This is a genomic window from Bacillus cereus group sp. BfR-BA-01523 (assembly GCF_022662615.1).
Classification (GTDB): Bacteria; Bacillota; Bacilli; order Bacillales; family Bacillaceae_G; genus Bacillus_A; species Bacillus_A mycoides.
This window is the reverse complement of the sequence record NZ_JAKUDX010000003.1, coordinates 484,791-509,318: the sequence shown is the minus strand read 5'-3', so window position 1 is coordinate 509,318 and position 24,528 is coordinate 484,791. Positions and strand designations below refer to the sequence as shown.

The window sequence follows — 24,528 nt, the reverse complement described above, 5'->3', positions numbered from 1 at the left end:
ATGCTAGAATATTGATGAAATATAGCGAATAATGTTAGGATAATGGTGTGAAATGTGTGGAATCTTTCGTATTTTATCCAAGAAAGTAACTTTTTATTTACGCTTTCATAAAAAAATATACTGAGATTCCGTATAACCTTATCTTTTCAGAATGAAAATGTTTAGATATGGGAAGCAACTTTTATTGATTTGTCAGAGCATAAGGGGGAAAGAGCATGATTACATTACAACGTACACCGTTATTTGATGTATACGCGAAGTATGGTGGGAAAACAGTCGACTTCGGTGGTTGGGAATTACCAGTTCAATTTTCAAGCATTAAAGAGGAACATGAAGCTGTACGTACAGGAGCAGGTTTGTTCGATGTATCTCATATGGGAGAAGTAGAGGTAAAAGGTGTAGATAGTTTAGCATTTTTACAACGTGTTGTTACAAATGACGTATCTACCTTAAAGGTAGGGGGCGCACAATATACAGCTATGTGCTATGAAAATGGTGGCACAGTAGATGATTTATTAATCTACAAACGTGGTGAAGAAGACTATTTATTAGTAATCAATGCATCAAATATCGAGAAAGATTACGAATGGTTAGCTAGCCATGTAATTGGCGATGCGAAAGTAGTCAATGTTTCTAGTGAAGTTGCGCAGCTTGCAATTCAAGGACCAAAAGCAGAAGGCATTTTACAAAAAGTTGTGTCAGAAGATTTGAAAGAAATTAAGTTCTTTAAATTTAAAAATAATATTCTTGTAGATGGAATTCCTGCACTTGTATCTCGTACAGGTTACACAGGTGAAGATGGATTCGAAATTTACTGTAAGAGTGAAGATGCAGCAAAACTTTGGGAGAAACTTCTTGAAGTGGGAGCAGAAGAGGGCTTAAAACCATGTGGCTTAGGTGCTCGTGATACACTTCGCTTCGAAGCAACACTTCCGTTATACGGACAAGAGTTATCAAAAGATATTACACCGATTGAAGCGGGAATTGGCTTTGCGGTAAAACCAAATAAAGAAGCAGATTTCTTTGGAAAAGAAACGTTAAAAGAGCAAAAAGAAAACGGTGCATCTCGTAAATTAGTCGGCATCGAAGTAATCGAACGCGGTATTCCTCGTACGCATTACCCTGTATTTATAGGAGAAGAAAAAATCGGGGAAGTAACGAGTGGTACACAATCTCCAACGTTAAAGAAAAGCATTGGTTTAGCACTAATTGATGTAAAATACGCAGCAGTTGATACAGAAGTAGAAATTGAAATTCGTAATAAACGCGTCAAAGCAGTAGTTGTTCCAACACCATTTTATAAACGTTCAAAGTAACGGGGAGAGGGGTAGATTTCATGTTGCATCGTTATCTTCCAATGACAGAAGAAGACAAAAAAGAAATGTTACAAACAATCGGCGTTCAAACGATTGATGAGTTATTCTCTGATATTCCAGAGAGTGTTCGTTTTAAAGGGGATTTAAAAATTAAAGAAGCAAAATCAGAGCCAGAGCTTTTAAAAGAGCTATCTCAAATGGCTAGCAAAAATGCGAACTTAAAAGAATATGCTTCTTTCTTAGGAGCAGGTGTATACGATCATTACGCTCCAGTAATTGTTGATCATGTTATTTCTCGTTCAGAGTTTTATACAGCTTACACACCATACCAACCAGAAATTTCACAAGGGGAATTACAAGCAATTTTTGAATTCCAAACAATGATTTGTGAATTAACAGGAATGGATGTAGCAAACTCTTCTATGTATGACGGAGGTACAGCTTTAGCTGAAGCGGCAATGCTAGCAGCTGGTCATACTCGTAAAAAGAAAATTCTTGTATCTAAGGCAGTTCATCCAGAATCAAGAGCAGTACTTGAAACATATGCAAAAGGTCAAAATCTTGAAGTTGTTGAAATTGATCATAAAAACGGTGTAACAGATTTAGAAGTATTACAAAGTGAAGTAGATGATACAGTTGCTTGTGTAATCGTTCAATATCCAAACTTCTTCGGACAAGTGGAAAAGTTAGCTGATATCGAAAAAATCGTTCATCAACAAAAATCATTATTTATCGTTTCTTCAAATCCATTATCATTAGGCGCATTAACACCGCCAGGAAAATTCGGTGCTGATGTTGTAATCGGTGATGCACAACCATTCGGTATCCCAACGCAGTTTGGTGGACCGCACTGTGGTTACTTTGCAACAACGAAAGCATTTATGCGTAAAATTCCAGGACGTCTTGTCGGACAAACTGTAGATTCAGATGGTAAACGTGGATTTGTATTAACGTTACAAGCACGTGAACAGCATATTCGTCGTGATAAAGCGACGTCTAACATTTGTTCAAACCAAGCGTTAAATGCATTAGCAGCTTCTGTTGCAATGACGGCACTTGGCAAACAAGGTGTAAAAGAAATGGCACGTCAAAACATTTCTAAAGCACAATATGCAAAACGTCAATTTGAAGCGAAAGGTTTCACAGTAACGTTCGCTGGACCATTCTTTAATGAATTTGTTGTAGATTGTAAACGTCCAGTTAAAGAAATAAATGATGTATTAATACAAAAGAATATTATCGGTGGTTACGACCTAGGCCGTGATTATAAAGAGCATGAAGACCATATGCTTGTAGCGGTAACAGAGCTTCGTACAAAAGAGGAAATTGACACACTTGTAAACGAAATGGGGGCTATCCAATGAAGAACCAAGACCAAGCACTTATTTTTGAAGTGACTAAAGAAGGACGCGTAGGATATAGCTTACCCAAATTAGATGTAGAAGAAGTAAAATTAGAAGATGTGTTTGAGAGTGATTATATTCGAGTAGAAGATGCAGAGCTTCCAGAAGTATCTGAACTTGATATTATGCGCCATTACACAGCGCTTTCAAACCGTAACCACGGTGTGGATTCTGGATTCTATCCACTTGGGTCTTGTACGATGAAATATAATCCGAAAATTAATGAAAACGTAGCTCGTTTCGCAGGCTTTGCAAATATTCATCCACTTCAAGATGAAAAAACAGTGCAAGGTGCAATGGAATTAATGTATGACTTACAAGAACATTTAATTGAAATTACAGGTATGGATACTGTTACGTTACAACCAGCAGCTGGTGCACACGGAGAATGGACAGGATTAATGTTGATTCGTGCATATCATGAAGCGAACGGTGACTTTAACCGTACGAAAGTAATTGTTCCTGACTCTGCTCACGGAACAAACCCGGCGTCTGCAACAGTAGCTGGTTTTGAAACAATTACGGTGAAATCAAATGAACATGGTCTTGTTGACTTAGATGATTTAAAACGTGTTGTAAACGAAGAAACAGCAGCACTTATGTTAACAAATCCAAATACATTAGGCCTATTCGAAGAAAATATTTTAGAAATGGCAGAAATCGTCCATAACGCAGGCGGTAAATTATACTATGATGGTGCAAACTTAAATGCGGTATTAAGCCAAGCACGCCCAGGAGATATGGGATTTGACGTTGTGCATTTAAACCTTCATAAAACATTTACAGGTCCGCATGGCGGCGGTGGTCCAGGTTCTGGTCCAGTAGGTGTGAAAGCTGATTTAATTCCGTACTTACCAAAGCCGATTTTAGAGAAAACGGAAAATGGCTATCACTTTAACTATGATCGTCCAGAAGCAATTGGGCGTGTGAAACCATTCTATGGTAACTTCGGAATTAACGTTCGTGCATACACATATATTCGTTCTATGGGCCCAGATGGCTTGCGTGCAGTAACTGAGTATGCTGTATTAAATGCGAACTATATGATGAGAAGATTAGCACCATTCTATGATCTTCCGTTCGATAGACATTGCAAGCATGAATTCGTATTGTCAGGTCGTCGTCAAAAGAAACTTGGTGTACGTACATTAGATATTGCAAAACGTCTGCTTGATTTCGGTTACCATCCACCAACAATTTACTTCCCATTAAATGTGGAAGAATGTATTATGATTGAGCCAACAGAAACAGAATCAAAAGAAACATTAGATGGTTTCATTGATAAGATGATTCAAATTGCTAAAGAGGTAGAAGAAAATCCAGAAGTTGTACAAGAAGCACCACATACAACAGTAATAAAACGTTTAGATGAAACATTGGCTGCTCGTAAACCAGTTTTACGTTATGAAAAGCTAGCACCTGTACAAGTGTGATTGGAAAAAAAAGAACTCGCTACATGCGGGTTCTTTTTTTTTGCAAAATTGGTGTGGCTAGAATGAAAAAAATGTTAAAAATTTATATTTTTTGTTTCATATTGCTGTAAAGATGCGGTTTTATAGGTGATTTTGTTGAAAAAGTCGGTTTGATAAAAGTATTTATTTTTGTTAGAATTTTATTGAAATTAAGAAGATGTGATGAGGTAGAAATTACTCATTTTTATGTATATGTGAAAAAACGAGCAAGACGGGGGTGGAAGCGTGGGATATCGATGTTATAGAATGGTATACCATTTAGAAAATGGAGAAACAATTAAAGATGTAAAAGAATTTTGTTACCGAGACCAAGGGAAAGTGTTAGAAAGAGTAGCACACCGTGTAATGGATAATAGAGAAGTGACAGCGATTGATAAACAAGGAACAATCATTTCAATAGCGTGTGAGGACATTGTAAAGGTAGAACTTGATTACATAACAGAAAGTTAACCTTGAGTCATATCGAATTATTCGATACAATATACTGTTGAATGGTGAAGAGAGAAGAGAGGAGTTTATCATGGGTAATACACGACACTTTTATATGTTTATTTTAGCGTTTGTTCTTGTTGTGGCGTTAACGATTTATTTAATTGTTGATAGCAGCTGGTACAATACAGTTCATCCAGCATTCCTTCTTTTTATGTATGTAGGAATTGCGGTTGTTAGTTTCGGAATGAGAGACGAAATGTTAGATCGCTTTGAAAAGTGATACATATACGAAAGACCAACAGGAAAATGTTGGTCTTTTTTTCTTGCCAAAAATAGGATGTTGTGTATATACTGTGTATATAAAGTATATACAGTATATACACAAACTGGAGGAAAACATGAATATTATTATTTCGAATTCTTCCCAAGACCCTATTTATGTGCAAATAAGAAAACAATTAAGCCGGCTTATTTTAAATGGTGGTTTAAAGGGTGGAGACCAATTACCGTCTATTCGTAGCTTAGCGAAGGAATTACAAATTAGTGTAATTACAACGAAGCGTGCATACGAGGAGCTTGAAAAAGAAGGATATATAGAAACTGTTGCTGGGAAGGGGACCTATGTTTCACGTAAAAATAATGAACTATTAAAAGAACAGCGGCTACGTCTATTGGAAAGTAAAGTAGAAGAGATTGTGAATGAAAGTAAAGTGTTGCAGCTTTCACTTGAAGATTTACAGCAGATGATTGCGTGTTTATATGAGGGGGAATAAGGGATGTTAGAGCTAAAAAACGTTTGTAAAAGTTATCAAGATTTTGCAGTGAAAAATGTAAGTTTTACATTACCACGAGGATATATTATGGGATTTATCGGACCGAATGGAGCTGGGAAAAGTACGACGATCAAAATGATTATGAATTTAATCAGAAAAGAGAGCGGTGATATAAAAATTTTTGGTAAGGACAATAAGAAAGCCGAAAAGGAAATAAAACAAAATATTGGTTTTGTATATGATGAAAATCATTATTACGAAGATTTAACGTGTGAGCAAATGAAACGGATTATTGCACCGTTATATAAAAAGTGGGACGAAAAGCAGTATCAATCGTATATGCAGAGATTACAAGTTCCAAAGTCTAAAAAAATTAAAGAGTTATCCAAAGGGATGAAAATGAAATTTGCGATTGCAATCGCACTTTCACACCATGCGGAATTCATTATTATGGATGAACCAACAGCAGGATTGGATCCAGTTGTTCGAAGTGAATTACTTGATATTTTGCAAGAAATTGTAATGGAGGATGAAGTATCTGTATTATTCTCAACGCACATTACAACTGACTTAGAACGCATCGCAGATTATATTACGTTCATTAATGAAGGAGAAATAATATTTACTGGTGAGAAAGATGAATTAATGGAAAACTACGTAATCGTAAAGGGAAGTAATGATTTATTAGATCAAGAAGGAAAAGAGCTATTTGTTGGATTACGAAAAAATAAGTTTGGTTTCGAAGGTTTAGCGAAGGATAAACAAGCAATTATCGATTGGTTTGGAAATGAGGTTGTAATAGAAAAGCCTACATTAGATGATATTATCGTTTACACCGCGAAAGGGAGAGGTGCTTATGCGTCAGCTCATATATAAAGATTTGTTCTTTTTTCGGGTAACTTGGTTAGTGAATCTTATTGTGCCCCTTGTGTTATTTATGTTAGATCCAAGTGGTGAATTGTTAGTTCCGATGAGTTGTCTATTTATAACTCTTTCCTCCGTTATGACGTTAATCTTTATGGATGAAAGGAATAAAAGTGACATTATTATAAATAGTTTACCGGTAAGTCGAAAGGATATCATTATTGCTAGATATATTTCCAGTGCAATATTCATTGTAGGTGGCATGATCTCTACTATGCTAGTTGTTTTTCTTATAAGAGGTATTGTAGTCATTGGTGATATCGGTGCATATCATCCTAATCTATACATTGAAATTCCATGGTATGAAGTAATAAATGGAGCTGTTTACGCCGTATTTTTTGTTGTAACATTCTTTCCTAGTTATTATGTTACAAGGTCAAAGATAGCACGAAGTATAGTGTCAGGAGCATCAATGGTAGTTGGTGGAATTGCTTGGATATTCATAGGAGATGGATTGGATGAAACAACACCTTCATTCATTGAGTGGATTATGAATCCAGTGCATATCGGTGTATTTATAATTGGATTCATTACATTAGTTAGTATGTATATCGCTTCTATGTTTCTTACAATTAAAATTTATGGAGCACGTGATTTGTAGAGAGGAGAATTCATATGCAACAGTTGATTTTGAAGGAGTTTTTCTTACATAAGAAGATGTTTCCTTTATATTTTTTAATACCTATTTTCTCTGTTTTTAGGAATCCCGTCCAACCAATGGGGATTGCAATAGGATTATTTATAACATGTAGTACGATTATATATATTTCTTTTTATTATGACGAGAAAAGTAAAGCAGAAAAAGTATTAGTGAGTTTGCCTATAACGAGAAAAGAGATAGTTATAGCTAAATATATTTCAAGCTCATTATTTATTATGGCTGGTTTGAGTACAACTTTTATAGTCGTAATATTAGGAAATATTTTATTGAACAGAGACATAGCTATTCCTGGATATGCAATATTTTCGGCAATAGTAGCTACTTTGATCTATTGTGTTGTAACGATACCTGCTAATTACGTTGGAGGATATAAAGCTACTTCTGTTTTGAATGTTATTATGGTTTTGCCTTTAACGGGTATGATTGGCCTTATGTGCAATGTTTTTGGTGATAAAATAATTATGTCAAAAGTACTTCAATCTGAAGATGCTACACTAGCAATGGGTATGCTTGGCATCGGAGTGTTAGTAAGTATGGTTATATCAATGTTTCTCTCAATGAAAATGTTTCAGGAAGCAGAGTTATAGAAGGAGCATTTTCATATTAGGAGGTGTAATACATGATCAAGCAATTAATTTTAAAAGATTTCATCATTCAATGGAAATTTTTAATTTGGTACATACTCTATCCTATTCTCTTTTATATGGCTTTAACAGATACGGAAAATCTATTCATAATTATGTCAGTAATTATTACAATTGGGGCAACAGTAAAAACATTTGAAGCAGATAGTAAAAATGAGAGTGAAGTTATAGTAAATAGTTTACCAATATTGAGAAAACAAATTGTATTTGCGAAATATATAGTAGCAATTATTATTCTTTTTATAAGCGTAACGGTCGGTTGTTTCACGATGGGAATGAAGAATGGGGTTAACCTATTTGAGTTTATTGAAACGACAATGGTTGCTAGTATTAGCTTTATTTTAGTGTATTTAAGCTTTGTTTTACCGATATCGTTTTGGCTAGGGTATAAAAAAACTATTTTTATTACGATAGTAATATTCATGGCGCCAATTGTTATTTTAGAAACTTTGTTTCAAATCAACCTGGAACAAATTCAACTATACAACAGCGTGTTATTCGTTAGTTCAATTTGCATGTTCATAGTATCTATCTTCGTTTCAGTGAAATTGTATGAGAAGAGAGAATTTTAAAAGGTGCCTCGTAAAAGGCACCTTCTTCAATAACGGCAATACGAGAGCAAAAGTTTATAAACAGAAAGGCTATTAGGCACATCTTTCGGAGTATGTAATATAAAGCTGAAAACGATAACGAAAATGAGAAAGAGGAAAAATAAAAATAGGATCTGCTTATGTATAGAATTTTGCATATAACCCACTCCTTTTTTAGGTAGTATGTCCAAAAGAAAGAAGGATATGAAAAATTTTAGGAGGGAGAATGATGAACAAAAGAAAGTGGTTATATAGAATTGGGGTACTTTTATTTTCAATTGGTCTCATATTAGCAAATTTTTACTCGGATATACCACCGCCATTTCCTAATTTGCATAAAGGGATTGGTATAAGTATTGTCATAGCTGGTCTGCTTTGTCTGATCGCATCAAATTTCTATAGAAAATCAGAATGAATATAAAGTGAAACTTTAATCAGTGGGGGTCTTACTGCCCGCGAATAGCGGGATAAAAAAGGACAGTTACTTCTTTTCAGAAGAACTGTCCTTTTTAAATAACTTGTTCCATAGCTTGGCGATACTCCATATAATCACGATTGTAATGGAGGCAATAATTGACCAAGCGATAGATGCAATTTCAAGTGCCATGTTAGGAAGGAATGTAAGAATGGATAATACTTTATGAAACAGCCATTCTATTATATGAAAACTGATTTGTAATAGAATGACGATCCCGAGTGTAATCCATGCTAAGATTTGTTTTCCTTTTTCTTTCCACATGACATTCACCTCACGTTAGCCTAATAATTTTAAGCCAACAGCGCCGCACAGAATGCAGCTTAAGAAGGCAAGGCGACGCCAATCCGCTGACTCGCGGAAAATAAGAATACCGAGAAGTGCACTTCCGGCAGTTCCGATTCCAGTCCAAATTGCGTAAGCAGTTCCCATCGGTAATGTGTTCATTGCAAGAGATAAGAAGAAGAAGCTTACGCCAAAGTTAGCGATTAAAATAATTTTTGGTGCCCAGCCTTTCTTTTCAGTGGCTACTTTCATAAAGAGTACACCAACAATTTCACAAATACCAGCTAGAATTAAAAATACCCAAGCCATTTTATGCGGCCTCCTTCGCTTCTTTTTCTTCTGTTACTCGTTTTAAACCAATTACTCCGAAGAAGATTAAACCGATTAATAATACTTTTACGATAGAGAAAGGTTCTCCGAAGATGAAAATCTCTGTAAGAACGATTCCACCAGCTCCAATTCCTGTAAAGACTGCGTATACAGTGCCGACAGGTAAATCTTTATATGCTCTAAATAATAAGACGAAACTAATTGTAATTAATAGAGCAACACCAGCCCACTCAAGTGGTGCCTCCGCTTTTTTAAGTCCAATAACCCAAAAGATTTCAATAATACCAGCTATGATTACATAAATCCATGCCATATGTCATTTCTCCTTCCTACCAGTCGTTAGGTAAAGGGCTTAAAAACGACGCATTGCAAAGGAGCAATCCGTCAGTTTGAAAGGCCGCGCCAAAATACTTTCCAAGAAGCTTCTAAACGTGTCTCAAAACGATTTAAACCTGCATATAGTAGTTCAACCATAAGGCCGTCAAGTAAGCATAAAAAAGCCTCCAAAGCATCTTTTACTTCAATGTTATGCAGTTCATCTTGTTCGCTTGCTCTTTTAAACACAGGGAATAAAAGTTTTCCGACATTTTCAATGTGTACATTCGCTTTATCAATAATTTGTTCGCGAAATGCATCCGGCGGAAAATAAGAAGTTCGTAACCAAAACATTGATTCTTCACTTTCACCAAATCGTTTTGCATAACCTTTTAACAAATTTACTAGCAATTCTTCAGTAGACGCTTTTGAAAAATTTTCGATATCGTCAGTGAAGCTTTGTAAATCTTTTTGAAGAGCGGATTCTAAGCATGTAAAATATAGCTCTTCTTTTCCTTTAAAGTGTGCGTAAATCGATGGTTTTTTAATCCCAACTTCTTGAGCAATATTTGCTAATGAAGTTCCTTCGTAGCCGTAGCGCGCGAAATGAGAAAGTGCTACAGCTTTAATGCGGTTTGCTGTCATTTTCATCCCCTACCTACCGTTCGTTAGGTTCATTATATGAGATAAAAAATATAAAGTCAATAGGTGAAGAACTGAAAAAAGAGTGCTATGGTTGGCACTCTTTTCTAGACTGTTTTTCGCTCAATTAAATGGAATGAAAGTTCTTCTGAGTTTCCAATAATGTGTTCGTTTTGTATCTGTTTATGAAATAAAGAAAAAGCACGTGATCCCATTGTGAGCCCGGGATGCTCAATAGTTGTAATTTCTAATGCTTTTGAAATTTCATGGTTATCAAATCCCAGTATAGCGAGGTCTTCAGGTATGCGAATGCCATGTTTTTTTGCCTCTGTTAATAAACCAGCAGCTACTTGATCGTTCGCTGTGAAAATAGCGGTTGGACGATTTTTCATGTTTAAAATACGATGAAGTATTTTTGCCCCGTCCTGCATCGTATAACATTGATGAAAAACCCAATCAGGGTGCACTGTTTTTCCTTCGTGACGAAGAGTATCGGCGAAAGCTTTTTCACGCTCGATTGAATTAACACTTGTTTTTCTTGCTAAACAAATGCCGATTTTTTCATGACCTTTACTGAGTAAATAGGAAGTACCAAGGCGGAATCCTTCGTAATGATCTACATAGACAGATGAAATGAGGGGATGGTTCATTTTTTCACATGAAATAATAGGGGCAAATTTTGCGAACGGTTCAATTTGTTCCCATGAACTCGTGCGAGAGCAAATAATCATCCCGTCAAATTGTTTCATTTTCATCATTTCAAGAACGCGAATTTCTTCAATACCATCGTAATTCGTTTGGCATAAATTAATATGATATCCAGCTGCTAACGCTTCGTTTCCGATTCCTTCAATGATCGTGCTAAAGTACGGAAGATTAATAAAAGGTAGCATAACGCCAATTGTATATGTTTTACCCTTTATTAAATGGATAGCATTTATATTTTTTGCATAGTTCAATTCTTCAACTGCATCTAAAACACGCTTACGCTTTTCTTCTTTTACGTAAGGATGATTATTAAGGACACGAGAAACAGTTGATATAGATACACCAGCAGTTTTTGCAATTTGTTTTATATTGGCCATATGTATCACCTCTTTCCTTAATTATAAGGGGAAAATAATAAGAATGAAAAAAATCTTGACCTGAAAAGCTTTTCACAATCTATGTTATAAGCATGACTTCTGTTGTTCGCGTAACCTTTTTATTTGGGCGTAAGAATAGTGGGGTCTTTTTTGTATGTCTGCAAAGAATTTTTGTCAGAATGTGTGAGAATAACGTGGAAAGTTTTCGGAGGAGGCGTTTGATAACGAAGCGAATAGTAGAGAGTATAAACGCTTCACTCGTTAAGAGAGCGGTATGAAAGGGCGGAAACAAATTGAAAAAAGGAATCATTTGTTTCGTGTTTTCTAGTGTAATACTTAGCTCATGTTCATTTCAGCAAACGATGCAAGAAGAAAAAACATTTGTAGGAACAACAGGAGGGGCTAAGGACCGTGTTACTGATCCGATTCCGCTAAAGGAACTTCCAAAATATTTTCCGGCAAAGTTTAAAGTTCCAACGTTTTTACCTTATGACATTACGAGTGATGTGCAGGGAGAGGTAAGAACGATGGGAAAGAAGAATGCTGTCTTAACGATTAAATATAAGCAACAAGAGAAAGGAAGGCACGATTATATAGAATTAACAGTGGCCAACTTTTCTTACAGTTTTCCATACCTCGTAGAAGAAAATCGATTTCAAGAACAAATGAAATTGAATAATGGAGCACCTGCTTATTTTAAAAATAAGGATGATTACGAGCGAGGGGACGAATTTGCTACGCTTATATGGAAAGAGAAGGGGATTGAATATCAGCTATTATATCGTAATGTAGATGAGAAAGATGAAGATGTGATTAAACAAAATCTACTGTACATTGCGAACAATATGGAATAAAAAACTAGCTGTATCGTGCAGCTAGTTTTTGTATGTTATTTCTTTTTAATTTTTCCTGACCAAGATTTAAATCCACCTTTTAATTGGTAGAAATCTGTGTAGCCTTGTTTTTTTAAGTATTGAGCTGCACGACCTGTACGGAATCCGCTTTGGCAATATAAATAAACCGGTTGATCTTGGCGAAGTTCTTTGTGGCGAAGGCGAATTTGTGATAATGGAATGTTACGCGCACCTAAAATATGTCCCGCGTTAAATTCATCTGCTTCGCGAATATCGATAAGCTGTGCTTTACGGTAGCCAGCGCGAAATTCTTCTTCTGAAAGTGTTTTAATTAATTTTTTCTGATAGAAATACATCCATACAGTGTAGCCGATGAATGCTGCAATTGCGGCTAGTATAATAATCAAGTTTGTTGACACGATTCTATCGCTCCTTTTTTCTTATCCTACTTTCAATATTATAATGCCCGTATGTATTTATGCAACAGATTCATTTGTATATAAGAAGAAATTTCGTATTCTTTCACAAATTTTGTCGAATTTGGTAGACTAGAGAATGTGAAAAATAATTGGTTATATGAGGTGCAGGATGGGAAAAGAAAAATGGTGTTATATTAACTCTGGTCAATGTTCACCAGCATTTAATATGGCGTTAGATGAATGTTTATTAAATTGGCAAAGTGAAAAGAAAATGCCACCAACAATTCGTTTTTACGAATGGGAAGTACCAACATTAACAGTCGGGTATTTCCAGCGTGTTGAAAAAGATATAAATATGGATGTAGTTAACGAAAAAAAATATGGATTCGTTCGTCGTCAAACAGGCGGCAGGGGTGTACTACATGACAAAGAATTAACGTACAGTGTTATTGTGTCTGAAGATCATCCGAATATGCCAAAAACAGTTACAGAAGCATACCGAATTATTTCGCAAGGCTTATTGGACGGTTTTAAGGCATTAGGATTAGAAGCGTATTATGCAGTTCCGAAAACAGAAGCGGATCGTGAGAATTTAAAAAATCCGCGTTCAGGAGTATGTTTTGATGCGCCATCTTGGTATGAGATTGTAGTTGAAGGAAGAAAAATCGCGGGTAGTGCCCAAACACGTCAAAAAGGTGTTATCTTACAACACGGTTCTATTCCGTTAGAAATAGATTTAGATGAGTTATACGACCTATTTTTATTCCCAAATGAGCGAGTAAAAGAGCGTATGAAAAACATGTTTTCTTCTAAAGCGGTAGCGATTAATGAATTAACAGACCGCACATTTACGATTGAACAGTTAATTAAAGCGTTTGAAACTGGATTTGAAAAAGGTTTAGATATAGAGCTTGTGCCGTATGAACTAACAGAAGAACAGCTTCATGAAGTTCAAACTTTAGCAAAAGAGAAGTATGAAAGTAATGAATGGAATTATAAAAAATAAGGAGATGGCGACCGCCATCTCCTTATTTTTATAGTAAATTAAGTACTTTTTCTACTTTGATTCCTTTATCTTGTAAAGAACGAAGGCGATTTACAACGTCCATAATTTCTTTGTCGAATGTAACGCTAATACCTTGGCTTTGTAGCTCTTTTTTTAATCCTTCAATAGAATCATCTATGTCGATGCCAAGCTCGTAATCTTGACAAACTTCAATTGTCTTTTTCACAAGTTTAACATAATTTTCTTGTAGTTTTGTATTTGTTTCAGTCAAAGCAGGTTGCTTCGGTTTTATAGGAGTAACCGGTGCTGTCTCTTGCTTTGTAACTGGAGTAGGTACTGCTTTTTTCACAGGTGCTGGAGTAGATAGTTCTATAGCTGCTTCAACACTTACTGACTTCGGCGTTGGTACCGGAGTAGGTTTAGATGCAGCAGGTGTTTCTACTCGCGTAATAGGCTTTGGAGCAGGTGTAACTGCTTTTGGAGCTTCTACAACTACTTCTTTTTTCGGAGTAGCTTCTACAACTGTTTCTTCTTGCTCAGCAGCTTCTTTATTTTCTTTGCTCCACATAACGCGTTCAACTTCTAGAGAAACATTATTTTTGTTCATCGCTGTTAATGTAACTTTACCAACCTCAGCGTTCCCAGTGAAATCAACAATTTTATAAATAACACTCTTGTTCCAATCCACGTTTCCGCTCAAAAATAATTCTTCGTTACATTTCGGCGTTAAGCCCTCGATTTTAATTTCTGCGTTTACACCGTTTTCACTGTATACCATAATTAGCGAAGCATTTACATCTTCGTCTGCTAACATTAGTTCACGTACCATTTTGCCGGTGCGTACTTGCGTTTTCTTCTTAACTGACATCTAATTTCTCCTCTCAAAAATTCAGTAATAATAAAAAAATCGTATAACGAAAAATAATTGCTCACGAAGATTTATGATACCGATAATAAAAGCATCACGTCAACAATTAACTTTAATTATTTTGCATTTTTCTTATTTTCTTTATGAAATTTTTCAATTTGTAAAATTAGACAGAAGAAAAACAGCCGTTTGAAAGGCTGTTAAAATTTAGATGTTTTATATAAAAATTTGTACAGAATATAAAAAGAAAGTGTAACAAGAGCACCTTGCCAAATAGACAAATTATAAAATAAGTATGGTTGTGTTTTAAAAAATACGTTTGAAAAAACTGATAAGATAAAAGGTATAAACACTGATAATAAGAGGAGTGCTTTTTGTTTCCAGGAAACCAGTATTGTAAAAGAAAAACGTCTGAATAACGAAAAAGTTATGAAAGAACCAATTGTTAAAACGATAGCAGATAATATTGTTCCGGGAATACTAAATGGAATTCCTAAGTGATTTGTATCTGTAAATAGTTTTTGCATAAGAGTAGTAAATGTATCGTATCCAATTTGAATAGCTAACAATAAACTAACTGCAAACCCAATAAAGGCGGCTTGTTGGAAAAGATTTTGATGTTCTGAAGAATTAATTAATTCATCACAGTAAGCTTTTAAATCTTCTCCGAAAATATCATGAGCATTTTTATCATCTTCTTGTGCTTCTAAAAGATGGTCTAATATTTCTAATAGCAGTTCTTCCATTTGCTTTTGCGGAACGCTAGTAAAGCGTAAATAAATAAGCATATCACCATAAGCAGCTTCGTTTTCAGGTTTTAATAATTTTCTTTTTTCATTGTTTAACTTAACCATTTCTTTTTCGGTCATAACCTCGTTACTCCTTTTTAAATTCTAAGTATTCTTTTTTGAAGAAAAGTTTATATAGTGCATAGCAAGAGATGGCAAGTAAAGCGCCAATCCAAGGTGAAATTTGCAAAGTAGTATAGGGCTTTTTTATAAATAAAAAGGAAATACCGATTAATAGTATCCATAGGCTATGGCGTATTAAAAAACTTCCTATATGCCTCCAAATAGTTGTTGTGTTTTTAAATAAATCAGTGTTAATAAAATCGAAAATAAAACGTATCATAAGATGTACCGACAAGATAAATGCGAGCAGATAAATGAAATCAATGTGTACAAATTTAAAACGTGCTTCATTTGAAAATAAGGGAAATACCAATGCAATTACGGAAGAAATAGCAAAGTATATTGCTAACAGGTAACTAGTTATAAATAAAGGAATCGATAATTGTTCCCATAAACTTTGCTTCGGTAGAGCAGCAATTAGCTCGTCACAGTACGCCTGTAAGTCGTCGCCAAAAATGTCATAAGCACTTTTTTCTTCTTGCTGGGCTTCAATAAGGTGATCTAGAATTTCAATTAGCAGTTCTTCTGCTTGGTACTCTGGCACTTTAGCTAGGCGGATGTATATTAACATGTCACTATAGGTGGTTTCATTTTCTGCATTTAATAATTTACGCTTTTGATTATTTAATTCGATTAAATCTTTCGCCTTCATCCCCATCACTCCCCTTGTAATAAGTTGTTTACCGTCGTTGAAACCATTCCCCAACTTTTTTTAAATTCTTCAAGTTGTTCTAATCCCTTATCAGTTACGTGATAATATTTTCGCTTCGGTCCCAGAGAGGAAGCCTTTAATGTACCTTCAATAAGTTTCTCTTTTTGCATGCGTAACAATAAAGGATAGATGCTTCCTTCACTTACGAATGTAAAGCCGTGTTTATTTAATTTTGTACTTAGTTCATATCCGTACACTTCTTCTTGTGAAATGATATATAGAATGCAACCTTCTAGTACACCTTTTAACATTTGGCTGTGCATGATTTCACCACCTTTTATCCAGGTAACTTGCCTTGCAACGCAAGTTACTGAAGTGGAAAACTTTAATCTGTGTTAATTTTCATGTGCTTCCCATACTAATGAGAGGAGGGAAGTACATGAAACCATTTATGCCAAAACTCGTTTACTTTGAACCGAGGGCACTCGAATATCCGCTTGGAAAAGAGCTTTATGAGAAGTTTACGAAGATGGGATTAGAAATCCGTGAAACGACATCACACAATCAAATTAGAAATTTTCCAGGGGAAAATGAATTGCAAAAGTATCGTAATGCAAAAGCAACACTTGTCGTTGGGGTGAGGAAGACGTTAAAGTTCGATACATCAAAACCTTCAGCTGAATATGCAATTCCGCTTGCAACAGGGTGTATGGGACATTGTCATTATTGTTATTTGCAAACGACACTTGGGAGTAAACCTTACGTAAGGGTGTATGTGAATCTAGATGAAATCTTTGAGAAGGCAAAGCAATATATGGATGAAAGGGCCCCTGAAATAACAAGATTTGAAGCGGCGTGTACATCAGACATCGTTGGAATTGATCATTTGACACATGCATTAAAGCGGGCGATAGAGTTTATCGGAGAAAGTGAACATGGACGTTTACGCTTCGTTACCAAATATTCGCATGTTGATCATTTATTAGATGCAAAGCATAATGGGAAAACGCGTTTTCGATTTAGTATTAATTCACGTTATGTTATTAAAAACTTTGAACCAGGGACATCGCCATTTGAAGAGCGAATTGAGGCTGCTCGTAAAGTAGCGGGGGCTAATTATCCTCTTGGCTTTATTGTTGCGCCAATCTATATGCATGAAGGGTGGGAAGAAGGGTACCGTGAATTGTTTGAACGATTGTACAATGCGTTAAAAGACATGACGATACCAAATTTAACGTTCGAATTAATTCAACATCGTTTTACGAAACCGGCAAAAAAGGTCATTCAAGAGCGTTATCCAAATACAAAGCTTGAAATGGATGAAGAGAAGCGTAAATATAAATGGGGACGATACGGTATTGGGAAATATGTATATCAAAAGGATGATGCAGAAGTATTGGAAGAAACAATAAGAGGTTATATATATGAGTATTTTCCCGATGCAGAAATTCAATATTTTACATAAGGGGAATCTGGATTCTTTTTTTGTTTTATATATTTAGGCTCGTTTCCACCTTGTCACGTTATTCTTTCTGGTGTATCATTTTATTGATTGCTTCGTACGGAATAAGCAAAATGAAATTGGATGGAGGAAACCGATGCCTACCCCTAGTATGGAAGATTATATTGAACAAATTTATTTGTTGATTGATGAAAAGGGTTATGCCCGTGTATCTGATATTGCTGAAGCGCTTAGTGTACATCCATCCTCTGTAACAAAAATGGTACAAAAATTAGACAAAGACGAATATCTAATTTATGAAAAATATAGAGGGCTTGTATTAACATCAAAAGGTAAAAAAATCGGAGAACGTCTCGTATATCGTCATGAATTGTTAGAACAGTTTATGCGTATTATCGGTGTGGATGAAAGTAAAATTTATAATGATGTAGAAGGAATTGAACATCATTTAAGTTGGGAATCAATTGACCGTATCGGTGATTTAGTACAATACTTTGAACAAGATGAAGTTCGAGTAAAAACACTTCGTGGTGTTCAAAAAGCAAATGAAGAGAAAAGTAATTAAGGGGAACGTGTGGCGTTTCCTTTTTTATTTCAATCGAAAAGGACGGGAGAATAATGAAAGCAATTATTTTTGATTTTGATGGATTAATTGTGGACACAGAAACAATATGGTTTCACTCTTTCAGAGATGCTGTTCGTGAATACGGCGGCGAGTTACCTTTAGAGGAATTTGCAAAATGTATTGGAACGACAGATGAAGTGCTTTATGCATATTTAAAAGAGCAATTAAAAGAAAAATTTAACGAGCATGCATTAAAGGGAAAAGTAACAACTTTACATAAAGAGAAAATGAAAATACCAAAAGCGCGTGACGGGGTAAAAGAATATTTAGAAGAAGCGAAAGAACTTGGATTGAAAATCGCATTGGCCTCTAGTTCATCTAGGGAGTGGGTCGTTCGTTTTTTAGAAGAGCTACAAATTAGAGATTATTTTGAAGTGATTAAAACGCGAGAAGATGTAGAGAAGGTAAAACCAGATCCAGCTCTTTATAAAGTTACGATAGAAGAATTAGAAATTGAACCATCAGAAGCTGTTGTATTTGAAGATTCATTGAATGGATTGAAAGCAGCGGTGGCAGCAGGATTAAAGTGTGTCGTCGTACCTAATGATGTGACAAGAAATTTGCAATTTGAAAACCATCACCTTCGTATCGAAAGTATGAAAGAGAAAAGTTTGAAAGAAGTGCTTCAACATATAAAGTGAAACTTTAATCAGTAGGGTTTTTCGCATCTTCCACTGATTATTAGCCCCGCACCAACCGGGATAAAAAAAGACCGTATTTCCTAAAAGGAAGCACGGTCTTTCTTTTTGTTTTTTTTACCTTCAATGACAGTTAAATGAGATTGTTTTCTTTTTCTTTTCAACGATGGAGAATTACCCTTTTTCCCCTTGTCATCAGAAGCATTTCGTTTCAAGAAAGAATTGCTTAGGGGTGCTACATTTTGTTTCCCGTGTTTGCGGTTCGATTGTTTCGCTGCACGCTTATATGAGCTTTGCGAATTTGCAGAACCACTAGAGTTTGTAAACATTTTGTAGAGTAAGTAAAAGATACCGACGACAGCTAACATGATACCAATGTTTTTCAATACTTCCATTGGATTTGTAATAACAGATGAAACAAGGCCGAATATTGCCAATCCGATAATAAGCACAAATATAGCGAATGTAAACGAACGACCGTTCATAAGGGACACCTCCTAAAAACATATATTAAAATTAGTATATTAACGATGAGGAAAGGAGTTGAACACCATTTTTAAATAATTATTGTTTGTTTTCTAAACGTAATAATTCTTCAAACGATGCGATTGCAACTTCCGCTTGATCATCTGTTGGTTCTTTCGTTGTTAATAGTTGCAGCCATAATCCTGGATATCCAAGTACTCGTAAAACAGGGACATCTCGTAATCGATTGGTAAATTGTAATACTTCAAAAGAAATACCGAGAACAACTGGAATTAATAAAATTCGGTTTACTACCCTTGCCCAAAGCGGATCTGTAGGGACGAGGAAATAGACAAACATTCCAATAATGACTGTAAATATAATAAAGCTACTCCCACAGCGATAATGGAGGCGAGTTTGCTTTTGAACATTTTCTACAGTCAGTGGAAGATTATTCTCATAAGCATTGATTACTTTATGTTCCGCACCGTGGTACTGAAATACCCGCTTAATAAGTGGGGTTAAAGAAATGAAGTATATATAGCTCAATAATAGCATGAGCTTAATGACACTTTCGACAATGATTTGCCCTGTATGAGATGGGAAAATCGGTCTCGTTAATTCAGCTAAAAGTGCAGGAACTGCTGTGAAAATTACTTTACCAAATATGAACGATAAAACGCCAACTGCTGCAACTCCTAATACCATCGTTAATTTTGATTGTTCTTCTTTTTTATTTGCAAGTTGTTCATCTTCTTCTGGGTGGACATCAAATCGTTCTGAAGCAAAGTTTAAATGTTTCGCTCCATTCGCACTTGCATCCACAATAGCGGCAATACCTCGTAAAAATGGAATTTTCTTTAGTAGAGATAATGCTTTATTACGAACGCGTGGTAAACGATAAAATTCAATCGATTTATCTTTACGACGAACCGCTGTAACAGTATATTCTCTACCGCCAAACATAACTCCTTCTATGACTGCCTGCCCGCCATATATTTGTTTTGACTCTTTTGCCATGTTAACACCAACCTGTATTTGTTTCTCTCTTATGTAGAAAAAGAGGCAATTGTCATACTTGGTTTTGTCATCTTGAAATAAGACAATCACCGAGTTTCCTTTATTTTATCGACAAATACAGGCAGATGACAAGGGAAAATGTTACGAGAGTCGGACATTTCTTATTCTTTTTATAGACAAATTTTGCAGGATTTAAACATGCCTCAAAATAGTTTCGGGCATACTAGTGAGCGGAGGTGTCAATGTGAATCAAGAACAATCAACAATAAGAAACTTTGTACAAATTGGTTTATTTGGTGGCTTATTTTGGGGAGGTATATGGTATTTCCTTCATATATTCTCATTTACAGAAGCTGGACCTAACTATTTACTTTTACCGTTTGCATTTGGAGATTGGAAAGAAGGGGTTTGGGGAAATGTACTAGGTATCGTTTGTATGGGACTTCTTTCAATTTTAGTGGCATTTCTCTATAAAGCCCTTTTTAAAAAGTTTGAAGGAGTATTCCCTGGCGTACTATACGGTTTGTTTTGGTGGGCATTATTATTTTTGGGGATGGGGCTAATGGCACCTGTTATTAAAAGTGCACTCCATTTACCGAAAGAAACAATTGTAACGACAATATGTATCTTTATATTATATGGTGTTTTTATTTCGTATTCTGTAGCATTCGAATCGAATAATACAAATAGAGGAGAAGGGGTCGAGAAGACAAACTATTCAAATAAGTGATTCCTATGTTAAAATGTCGTATAGACATTTTTTAATATTAAGGAGTTTTAAGAAAATGAAAAAGTTACTCCTCGTAAATGGTCCTAACCTAAATCGCCTTGGCGTTAGGGAAGTAAATGTATACGGAAAAGGAACGTTAGCGACGCTTGAAACAGATATGAAACACGAAGCAGAGAAAATGGGAGTGGAGTTAGAATGTTTCCAATCGAATCATGAAGGTGCTATTATCGATCGTCTTCATGAGGCTGAAGATATATATGAAGGGATCATTTTAAATCCTGGAGCATTTACGCATTATAGCTATGCGATTCGAGATGCAATTGCGAGCATTTCGATTCCTGTTATTGAGGTACATATTTCTAACATTCACCAGCGTGAATCGTTCCGTCACGAATCTGTGACGGCGGCTGTTTGTGCGGGACAAATTGTTGGATTTGGTTTTTATGGCTATAAGTTAGCGTTATTTGCATTAATGGAGAAATTGAGGGAGGCATAAAGTAATGGAAAAGATCGAGAGATTAAGAAGTGCGTTTGATGAGGCTGGTATTGACGGTATCGTATTAACGAATGAACATAGCCGTAGATATATGGCGAATTTCACAGGAACAGCTGGTGTTGTACTAATTTCAAAAGAGCGTGCTCTATTTATTACAGATTTCCGTTATGTAGAGCAAGCTAGTAAGCAAGCGGTTGGATACGAAATAGTGCAGCATCCAGGATTAATTCTTGATGAAGTTGCGAAACAAGTTAAAGAACTTGGAATTCAAAAGCTAGGCTTTGAGCAAGATACTCTTACATATAGCTCTTACGTAACGTATAATGAAGCGATCGAAGCTGAATTCATCCCAACTTCTGGGCTTGTAGAAAAGTTACGCTTGATAAAGACTGATTCAGAGATTAAGATATTAAAGGAAGCTGCACAGATTGCAGATGCTGCCTTTGAGCATATTCTATCATTCATTCGCCCGGGAGTATCTGAAATTGAAGTGTCAAATGAACTTGAATTTTTCATGAGAAAACAAGGAGCAACATCTTCTTCGTTTGATATTATCGTTGCTTCAGGTCTTCGTTCGGCATTACCGCACGGCGTGGCATCTGAAAAAGTGATAGAAAAAGGAGATTTCGTTACATTAGACTTCGGCGCTTATTACAAAGGATATTGCTCTGATATTACTCGTACGATTGCAGTCGGTGAACCATCTGATAAATTAAAAGAAATTTATAATATCGTTTTAGAAGCACAACTACGTGGTGTGAACGGTATTAAAGCTGGTTTAACGGGTCGTGAGGCTGATGCATTAACGCGTGATTACATAACGGAAAAAGGATATGGTGAATACTTCGGACACTCTACTGGTCATGGAATCGGTCTTGAAATCCATGAAGCACCAGGTTTAGCGTTCCGTTCTGATACAGTACTTGAACCAGGTATGGCTGTAACAGTAGAACCAGGTATTTATATTCCAGGTGTTGGCGGGGTACGTATTGAAGATGATATCATTGTAACAAGTGAAGGCAATGAAGTAATAACGAAATCACCAAAAGAACTTATTATTTTGTAATACACAGGAGGATTTTTTTACATGATTTCAGTAAACGATTTTCGTACAGGTTTAACAATTTCAGTGGACAATGCCCTTTGGCAAGTAATGGATTTCCAACACGTAAAGCCAGGTAAAGGTGCTGCATTCGTTCGCTCTAAACTACGTAACCTTCGCACAGGATCTGTTCAAGAGAAAACATTCCGTGCAGGTGAAAAAGTAGAAAAAGCACACATCGAAAACCGTCGTATGCAATACTTATACGCGAGCGGTGAGTCTCACGTATTTATGGATAACGAAACTTATGAGCAAATCGAACTTGGCGAAAACCAAATCGAGCGCGAATTAAAATTCTTAAAAGAAAACATGGGAGTATCTATTATGACATACCAAGATGAAGTGCTTGGTGTTGAGCTTCCGAACACAGTTGAATTAACAGTGTCAGAAACAGAGCCTGGTATTAAAGGTGACACAGCTTCTAACGTAACAAAACCAGCTAAATTAGAAACTGGTCTTGTTGTACAAGTACCAATCTTCATTAACGAAGGCGAAATGCTTATCATCAACACTGGTGAAGGTAAATACGTTTCTCGTGCATAGTAGAAAAGCACTCGTGATTATCACGAGTGCTTTTTTTATAGGAAATAGGGCAGATAGTAAATTGCAGTTATAGCAAAACTAACTGTGACGAGTGAAAGGGTACCCATAATATATGGAGTCAAAACAATTTGAAACGGGCGTATTTCACCAGTTTCAATACCGGTAAAAGTTTTATTCGTTGCATGATCCATATTGTTATTTCTAAAGGTACTCATAATAATTAACCACGTAATTGCAAATATTGCTAGACTACCAAGGAAAAAGCTCTCCAAAAATGACCAGCCGACCATTTTTGAAAAAAGATAAATAATAGCTAATTCTACTACAATTGTTAAACTAATTTTTAATGCTTTCATATTTTCCCCCCTCATTTTGTACGTCCAGCCAATTTGAAAAATTCTTTCGTGATACGACATGTAGTGAGCAAGGTGACTTTACTTCTTTCTCAAGTGCAGCGTGTACGTCTGGAAATTGTTTTTCCACATGTAATGAAATGTAAGATAGTTTCTCTTGTGCTTTTAAAGAGCGAATGTTATTCGTTTTAGCACCGGCGAATACGTATGTGAGTTGTAAGTCTAAGAAAGCAACTTTAAAGATTTCTTTTTTAGCGGCCTCGTTATATCCTTTTCCCCAGTATGGATAGCCGATCCAACTGCCAATGTGAGATTGCTTTTTCTCATAATTAATATGTTTAAGTGTGGTGAGGCCAATTATTTCATTTTCTTCATTTACAATCACTCTTGATAAGGAGTGCTTTTTTCGTTCCTCTTCAATTGCAAAAAGAATGAATGTTTTTGTATCTTCCACTGATTCTACTTTTAGCCCTAATGCATTTTTTACATGTGGATTGCTTGATAGCTCAAAAATCACATTTGCATATCGTAAATCGAGCGGTAATAAAGTAACTTGCTTCATCATCTATGCTCCTTTTCTATTAAATATACCATAAATTAATTAGAATATTCAGTTTTAGGTTAAGTCGATAGAGAAAAATTATGTTTTTACTTCTGAAATAGACAACCTCTGCATATGGTTGTACAAATATATTCTTTTTCAGAATAAGGAAGTAGTAACTGTTATGGGAGAAGGTGGGAGAATGAAACAGTGGCTAGCGGCAATGGAAACATCCGTGCTTGTTATGGGATTACTTCGGTTGTTTTCAGGAAGCGCGGAAATATTCGCCGCTCTGCTTATGCTTTACGTGAATGATGCGAAGAAAGCATTGTTTATAAATGGTATGTTGGCGTTTGTTGGACCGACCGTATTAATTTTAACAATGACAATTGGCATAGCGAGTGTAGCAAGTGAGATTTCTTTCTTGAAACTCTTTTTTCTAGCGCTTGGAATTGGCTGCATTTTTATCGCGTTGTTGAAATAGTAAGTCGAGTAT

At 35.7% G+C, this 24,528-nt stretch carries 35 protein-coding genes; 21 read left to right on the top strand and 14 right to left on the bottom strand.

Annotated elements, in window-relative coordinates:
• The first annotated feature begins 215 nt into the window (after positions 1-215).
• The 11 genes from gcvT (at position 216) to MR066_RS10970 (ending at position 8,630) form a co-directional block, all read left to right on the top strand.
• A complete protein-coding gene (gene gcvT, locus MR066_RS11020; RefSeq protein WP_002034013.1) occupies positions 216-1,316 on the top strand; it encodes a glycine cleavage system aminomethyltransferase GcvT in 1,101 nt (366 codons plus the stop codon).
• Between the two features lie 20 nt (positions 1,317-1,336).
• The gene (gene gcvPA / locus MR066_RS11015; protein WP_002034012.1) at positions 1,337-2,680 is read left to right on the top strand and encodes an aminomethyl-transferring glycine dehydrogenase subunit 1; all 1,344 of its coding nucleotides are present in this window, start codon (positions 1,337-1,339) and stop codon (positions 2,678-2,680) included.
• On the top strand, positions 2,677-4,152 hold the full coding sequence (gcvPB, locus tag MR066_RS11010; protein WP_002122485.1) for an aminomethyl-transferring glycine dehydrogenase subunit 2: 1,476 nt from the start codon (positions 2,677-2,679) through the stop codon (positions 4,150-4,152). Before gcvPA ends, gcvPB begins: the two co-directional genes overlap by 4 nt.
• 285 nt (positions 4,153-4,437) lie before the next feature.
• A complete protein-coding gene (locus tag MR066_RS11005; protein ID WP_000262495.1) occupies positions 4,438-4,641 on the top strand; it encodes a DUF3929 family protein in 204 nt (67 codons plus the stop codon).
• Positions 4,642-4,711: 70 nt separating this feature from the next.
• Positions 4,712-4,903: a hypothetical protein gene (locus MR066_RS11000; RefSeq protein WP_002088608.1), complete on the top strand. Its 192-nt coding sequence runs from the start codon at positions 4,712-4,714 to the stop codon at positions 4,901-4,903.
• A 118-nt stretch (positions 4,904-5,021) separates the two neighbouring features.
• Positions 5,022-5,396, top strand: a complete 375-nt coding sequence (locus MR066_RS10995) for a GntR family transcriptional regulator (RefSeq protein ID WP_242247136.1) — start codon at positions 5,022-5,024, stop codon at positions 5,394-5,396.
• Positions 5,397-5,399: 3 nt separating this feature from the next.
• The gene (locus MR066_RS10990) at positions 5,400-6,272 is read left to right on the top strand and encodes an ABC transporter ATP-binding protein (RefSeq protein WP_098635946.1); all 873 of its coding nucleotides are present in this window, start codon (positions 5,400-5,402) and stop codon (positions 6,270-6,272) included.
• Positions 6,253-6,921 carry an ABC-2 transporter permease gene (locus tag MR066_RS10985; protein ID WP_242247135.1) on the top strand — a complete coding sequence of 223 codons (669 nt, stop codon included), beginning with the start codon at positions 6,253-6,255 and terminating at the stop codon, positions 6,919-6,921. Before MR066_RS10990 ends, MR066_RS10985 begins: the two co-directional genes overlap by 20 nt.
• 14 nt (positions 6,922-6,935) lie before the next feature.
• Positions 6,936-7,568, top strand: a complete 633-nt coding sequence (locus MR066_RS10980) for an ABC-2 transporter permease (protein ID WP_242247133.1) — start codon at positions 6,936-6,938, stop codon at positions 7,566-7,568.
• Between the two features lie 32 nt (positions 7,569-7,600).
• Entirely contained in the window at positions 7,601-8,197 is a 597-nt protein-coding gene (locus MR066_RS10975; RefSeq protein WP_060749616.1) for an ABC-2 transporter permease, read from the top strand.
• 247 nt (positions 8,198-8,444) lie between these two features.
• On the top strand, positions 8,445-8,630 hold the full coding sequence (locus MR066_RS10970) for a hypothetical protein (protein WP_002145769.1): 186 nt from the start codon (positions 8,445-8,447) through the stop codon (positions 8,628-8,630).
• A 66-nt stretch (positions 8,631-8,696) separates the two neighbouring features.
• Here the strand turns inward: MR066_RS10970 and MR066_RS10965 are convergent, their stop codons facing one another.
• The 5 genes from MR066_RS10965 to MR066_RS10945 form a co-directional block, all read right to left on the bottom strand.
• Positions 8,697-8,954, bottom strand: coding sequence for a DUF3975 family protein (locus tag MR066_RS10965; RefSeq protein ID WP_002143117.1), 258 nt, complete (start codon positions 8,952-8,954; stop codon positions 8,697-8,699).
• Positions 8,955-8,969: 15 nt separating this feature from the next.
• Complete coding sequence (locus MR066_RS10960) at positions 8,970-9,284, bottom strand: DMT family transporter (protein ID WP_078172826.1); 315 nt, start codon at positions 9,282-9,284, stop codon at positions 8,970-8,972.
• Between the two features lies 1 nt (position 9,285).
• Positions 9,286-9,618, bottom strand: a complete 333-nt coding sequence (locus tag MR066_RS10955; protein ID WP_000312339.1) for a DMT family transporter — start codon at positions 9,616-9,618, stop codon at positions 9,286-9,288.
• A gap of 71 nt (positions 9,619-9,689) precedes the next feature.
• A complete protein-coding gene (locus tag MR066_RS10950) occupies positions 9,690-10,271 on the bottom strand; it encodes a TetR/AcrR family transcriptional regulator (RefSeq protein WP_061674778.1) in 582 nt (193 codons plus the stop codon).
• A 98-nt stretch (positions 10,272-10,369) separates the two neighbouring features.
• Entirely contained in the window at positions 10,370-11,347 is a 978-nt protein-coding gene (locus tag MR066_RS10945) for a LacI family DNA-binding transcriptional regulator (protein WP_242247132.1), read from the bottom strand.
• A 317-nt stretch (positions 11,348-11,664) separates the two neighbouring features.
• On the opposite strand from MR066_RS10945, the gene MR066_RS10940 reads away from it, so the two are divergent.
• On the top strand, positions 11,665-12,201 hold the full coding sequence (locus MR066_RS10940) for a hypothetical protein (RefSeq protein ID WP_016100627.1): 537 nt from the start codon (positions 11,665-11,667) through the stop codon (positions 12,199-12,201).
• Positions 12,202-12,236: 35 nt separating this feature from the next.
• On the opposite strand, the gene MR066_RS10935 is transcribed toward MR066_RS10940, so the two are convergent.
• Positions 12,237-12,620, bottom strand: coding sequence for a rhodanese-like domain-containing protein (locus MR066_RS10935; RefSeq protein ID WP_002034000.1), 384 nt, complete (start codon positions 12,618-12,620; stop codon positions 12,237-12,239).
• Positions 12,621-12,789: 169 nt separating this feature from the next.
• On the opposite strand from MR066_RS10935, the gene MR066_RS10930 reads away from it, so the two are divergent.
• Positions 12,790-13,626, top strand: a complete 837-nt coding sequence (locus tag MR066_RS10930; protein WP_002033999.1) for a lipoate--protein ligase family protein — start codon at positions 12,790-12,792, stop codon at positions 13,624-13,626.
• 28 nt (positions 13,627-13,654) lie between these two features.
• Here the strand turns inward: MR066_RS10930 and MR066_RS10925 are convergent, their stop codons facing one another.
• From MR066_RS10925 to MR066_RS10910, 4 genes are all read right to left on the bottom strand, one after another.
• Entirely contained in the window at positions 13,655-14,494 is an 840-nt protein-coding gene (locus tag MR066_RS10925; RefSeq protein ID WP_061689629.1) for a hypothetical protein, read from the bottom strand.
• Positions 14,495-14,694: 200 nt separating this feature from the next.
• Positions 14,695-15,363, bottom strand: a complete 669-nt coding sequence (locus tag MR066_RS10920) for a DUF1048 domain-containing protein (protein ID WP_242247131.1) — start codon at positions 15,361-15,363, stop codon at positions 14,695-14,697.
• Between the two features lie 7 nt (positions 15,364-15,370).
• A complete protein-coding gene (locus MR066_RS10915; protein ID WP_107886360.1) occupies positions 15,371-16,057 on the bottom strand; it encodes a DUF1129 domain-containing protein in 687 nt (228 codons plus the stop codon).
• Positions 16,058-16,062: 5 nt separating this feature from the next.
• Entirely contained in the window at positions 16,063-16,380 is a 318-nt protein-coding gene (locus MR066_RS10910; protein WP_000556081.1) for a PadR family transcriptional regulator, read from the bottom strand.
• Positions 16,381-16,496: 116 nt separating this feature from the next.
• Here MR066_RS10910 and splB point away from each other — a divergent pair, with 116 nt between their 5' ends.
• From splB to MR066_RS10895, 3 genes are all read left to right on the top strand, one after another.
• Positions 16,497-17,522 carry a spore photoproduct lyase gene (gene splB, locus MR066_RS10905; protein WP_002088590.1) on the top strand — a complete coding sequence of 342 codons (1,026 nt, stop codon included), beginning with the start codon at positions 16,497-16,499 and terminating at the stop codon, positions 17,520-17,522.
• 133 nt (positions 17,523-17,655) lie between these two features.
• On the top strand, positions 17,656-18,084 hold the full coding sequence (mntR, locus tag MR066_RS10900; protein WP_002143106.1) for a transcriptional regulator MntR: 429 nt from the start codon (positions 17,656-17,658) through the stop codon (positions 18,082-18,084).
• Positions 18,085-18,137: 53 nt separating this feature from the next.
• Positions 18,138-18,785, top strand: a complete 648-nt coding sequence (locus tag MR066_RS10895) for an HAD family hydrolase (protein ID WP_061674774.1) — start codon at positions 18,138-18,140, stop codon at positions 18,783-18,785.
• A gap of 80 nt (positions 18,786-18,865) precedes the next feature.
• On the opposite strand, the gene MR066_RS10890 is transcribed toward MR066_RS10895, so the two are convergent.
• Positions 18,866-19,267, bottom strand: coding sequence for an SA1362 family protein (locus tag MR066_RS10890; protein WP_002015046.1), 402 nt, complete (start codon positions 19,265-19,267; stop codon positions 18,866-18,868).
• A 79-nt stretch (positions 19,268-19,346) separates the two neighbouring features.
• Positions 19,347-20,267, bottom strand: coding sequence for a DUF1385 domain-containing protein (locus MR066_RS10885; RefSeq protein ID WP_242247130.1), 921 nt, complete (start codon positions 20,265-20,267; stop codon positions 19,347-19,349).
• A 244-nt stretch (positions 20,268-20,511) separates the two neighbouring features.
• On the opposite strand from MR066_RS10885, the gene MR066_RS10880 reads away from it, so the two are divergent.
• The 4 genes from MR066_RS10880 to efp are packed head-to-tail and all read left to right on the top strand — an operon-like array spanning position 20,512 to position 23,138.
• Positions 20,512-20,997, top strand: coding sequence for a YqhR family membrane protein (locus tag MR066_RS10880; protein WP_002015048.1), 486 nt, complete (start codon positions 20,512-20,514; stop codon positions 20,995-20,997).
• 55 nt (positions 20,998-21,052) lie between these two features.
• Positions 21,053-21,493: a type II 3-dehydroquinate dehydratase gene (gene aroQ, locus MR066_RS10875; RefSeq protein WP_002015049.1), complete on the top strand. Its 441-nt coding sequence runs from the start codon at positions 21,053-21,055 to the stop codon at positions 21,491-21,493.
• Positions 21,494-21,497: 4 nt separating this feature from the next.
• Positions 21,498-22,559 (top strand): Xaa-Pro dipeptidase, encoded by a 1,062-nt coding sequence (gene pepQ, locus MR066_RS10870; RefSeq protein WP_242247128.1) that lies wholly within the window; start codon positions 21,498-21,500, stop codon positions 22,557-22,559.
• A 21-nt stretch (positions 22,560-22,580) separates the two neighbouring features.
• On the top strand, positions 22,581-23,138 hold the full coding sequence (efp, locus tag MR066_RS10865) for an elongation factor P (protein WP_002033989.1): 558 nt from the start codon (positions 22,581-22,583) through the stop codon (positions 23,136-23,138).
• Positions 23,139-23,173: 35 nt separating this feature from the next.
• On the opposite strand, the gene MR066_RS10860 is transcribed toward efp, so the two are convergent.
• Together MR066_RS10860 and MR066_RS10855 are read right to left on the bottom strand one after the other, a co-directional pair.
• Positions 23,174-23,494, bottom strand: a complete 321-nt coding sequence (locus MR066_RS10860) for a hypothetical protein (protein WP_061674773.1) — start codon at positions 23,492-23,494, stop codon at positions 23,174-23,176.
• Positions 23,475-24,056, bottom strand: a complete 582-nt coding sequence (locus MR066_RS10855) for a GNAT family N-acetyltransferase (protein ID WP_002143103.1) — start codon at positions 24,054-24,056, stop codon at positions 23,475-23,477. Before MR066_RS10855 ends, MR066_RS10860 begins: the two co-directional genes overlap by 20 nt.
• Positions 24,057-24,234: 178 nt before the next feature.
• Here MR066_RS10855 and MR066_RS10850 point away from each other — a divergent pair, with 178 nt between their 5' ends.
• Positions 24,235-24,516 carry a YqhV family protein gene (locus tag MR066_RS10850; RefSeq protein ID WP_000816054.1) on the top strand — a complete coding sequence of 94 codons (282 nt, stop codon included), beginning with the start codon at positions 24,235-24,237 and terminating at the stop codon, positions 24,514-24,516.
• The last annotated feature ends 12 nt before the right edge of the window (positions 24,517-24,528 follow it).

Excerpts from the sequence above, each read along its gene's own strand:
- MR066_RS10980 (WP_242247133.1), top strand. The coding sequence starts at position 6,936 with ATGCAACAGTTGATTTTGAAGGAGTTTTTCTTACATAAGAAGATGTTT.
- MR066_RS10890 (WP_002015046.1), bottom strand. The coding sequence starts at position 19,267 with ATGAACGGTCGTTCGTTTACATTCGCTATATTTGTGCTTATTATCGGA.
- MR066_RS10950 (WP_061674778.1), bottom strand. The coding sequence starts at position 10,271 with ATGAAAATGACAGCAAACCGCATTAAAGCTGTAGCACTTTCTCATTTC.
- MR066_RS10995 (WP_242247136.1), top strand. The coding sequence starts at position 5,022 with ATGAATATTATTATTTCGAATTCTTCCCAAGACCCTATTTATGTGCAA.
- MR066_RS10860 (WP_061674773.1), bottom strand. The coding sequence starts at position 23,494 with ATGAAAGCATTAAAAATTAGTTTAACAATTGTAGTAGAATTAGCTATT.
- MR066_RS10955 (WP_000312339.1), bottom strand. The coding sequence starts at position 9,618 with ATGGCATGGATTTATGTAATCATAGCTGGTATTATTGAAATCTTTTGG.
- MR066_RS11000 (WP_002088608.1), top strand. The coding sequence starts at position 4,712 with ATGGGTAATACACGACACTTTTATATGTTTATTTTAGCGTTTGTTCTT.
- MR066_RS10855 (WP_002143103.1), bottom strand. The coding sequence starts at position 24,056 with ATGATGAAGCAAGTTACTTTATTACCGCTCGATTTACGATATGCAAAT.
- MR066_RS10975 (WP_060749616.1), top strand. The coding sequence starts at position 7,601 with ATGATCAAGCAATTAATTTTAAAAGATTTCATCATTCAATGGAAATTT.
- splB (WP_002088590.1), top strand. The coding sequence starts at position 16,497 with ATGAAACCATTTATGCCAAAACTCGTTTACTTTGAACCGAGGGCACTC.
- MR066_RS10985 (WP_242247135.1), top strand. The coding sequence starts at position 6,253 with ATGCGTCAGCTCATATATAAAGATTTGTTCTTTTTTCGGGTAACTTGG.
- MR066_RS10965 (WP_002143117.1), bottom strand. The coding sequence starts at position 8,954 with ATGTGGAAAGAAAAAGGAAAACAAATCTTAGCATGGATTACACTCGGG.
- MR066_RS10920 (WP_242247131.1), bottom strand. The coding sequence starts at position 15,363 with ATGACCGAAAAAGAAATGGTTAAGTTAAACAATGAAAAAAGAAAATTA.
- gcvT (WP_002034013.1), top strand. The coding sequence starts at position 216 with ATGATTACATTACAACGTACACCGTTATTTGATGTATACGCGAAGTAT.
- MR066_RS10895 (WP_061674774.1), top strand. The coding sequence starts at position 18,138 with ATGAAAGCAATTATTTTTGATTTTGATGGATTAATTGTGGACACAGAA.
- MR066_RS10850 (WP_000816054.1), top strand. The coding sequence starts at position 24,235 with ATGAAACAGTGGCTAGCGGCAATGGAAACATCCGTGCTTGTTATGGGA.
- MR066_RS10930 (WP_002033999.1), top strand. The coding sequence starts at position 12,790 with ATGGGAAAAGAAAAATGGTGTTATATTAACTCTGGTCAATGTTCACCA.
- gcvPA (WP_002034012.1), top strand. The coding sequence starts at position 1,337 with ATGTTGCATCGTTATCTTCCAATGACAGAAGAAGACAAAAAAGAAATG.
- pepQ (WP_242247128.1), top strand. The coding sequence starts at position 21,498 with ATGGAAAAGATCGAGAGATTAAGAAGTGCGTTTGATGAGGCTGGTATT.
- MR066_RS10970 (WP_002145769.1), top strand. The coding sequence starts at position 8,445 with ATGAACAAAAGAAAGTGGTTATATAGAATTGGGGTACTTTTATTTTCA.
- MR066_RS10960 (WP_078172826.1), bottom strand. The coding sequence starts at position 9,284 with ATGGCTTGGGTATTTTTAATTCTAGCTGGTATTTGTGAAATTGTTGGT.
- MR066_RS10910 (WP_000556081.1), bottom strand. The coding sequence starts at position 16,380 with ATGCACAGCCAAATGTTAAAAGGTGTACTAGAAGGTTGCATTCTATAT.
- gcvPB (WP_002122485.1), top strand. The coding sequence starts at position 2,677 with ATGAAGAACCAAGACCAAGCACTTATTTTTGAAGTGACTAAAGAAGGA.
- MR066_RS10990 (WP_098635946.1), top strand. The coding sequence starts at position 5,400 with ATGTTAGAGCTAAAAAACGTTTGTAAAAGTTATCAAGATTTTGCAGTG.
- MR066_RS10925 (WP_061689629.1), bottom strand. The coding sequence starts at position 14,494 with ATGTCAGTTAAGAAGAAAACGCAAGTACGCACCGGCAAAATGGTACGT.
- MR066_RS10915 (WP_107886360.1), bottom strand. The coding sequence starts at position 16,057 with ATGAAGGCGAAAGATTTAATCGAATTAAATAATCAAAAGCGTAAATTA.
- MR066_RS10885 (WP_242247130.1), bottom strand. The coding sequence starts at position 20,267 with ATGGCAAAAGAGTCAAAACAAATATATGGCGGGCAGGCAGTCATAGAA.
- efp (WP_002033989.1), top strand. The coding sequence starts at position 22,581 with ATGATTTCAGTAAACGATTTTCGTACAGGTTTAACAATTTCAGTGGAC.
- aroQ (WP_002015049.1), top strand. The coding sequence starts at position 21,053 with ATGAAAAAGTTACTCCTCGTAAATGGTCCTAACCTAAATCGCCTTGGC.
- MR066_RS10945 (WP_242247132.1), bottom strand. The coding sequence starts at position 11,347 with ATGGCCAATATAAAACAAATTGCAAAAACTGCTGGTGTATCTATATCA.
- MR066_RS11005 (WP_000262495.1), top strand. The coding sequence starts at position 4,438 with ATGGTATACCATTTAGAAAATGGAGAAACAATTAAAGATGTAAAAGAA.
- mntR (WP_002143106.1), top strand. The coding sequence starts at position 17,656 with ATGCCTACCCCTAGTATGGAAGATTATATTGAACAAATTTATTTGTTG.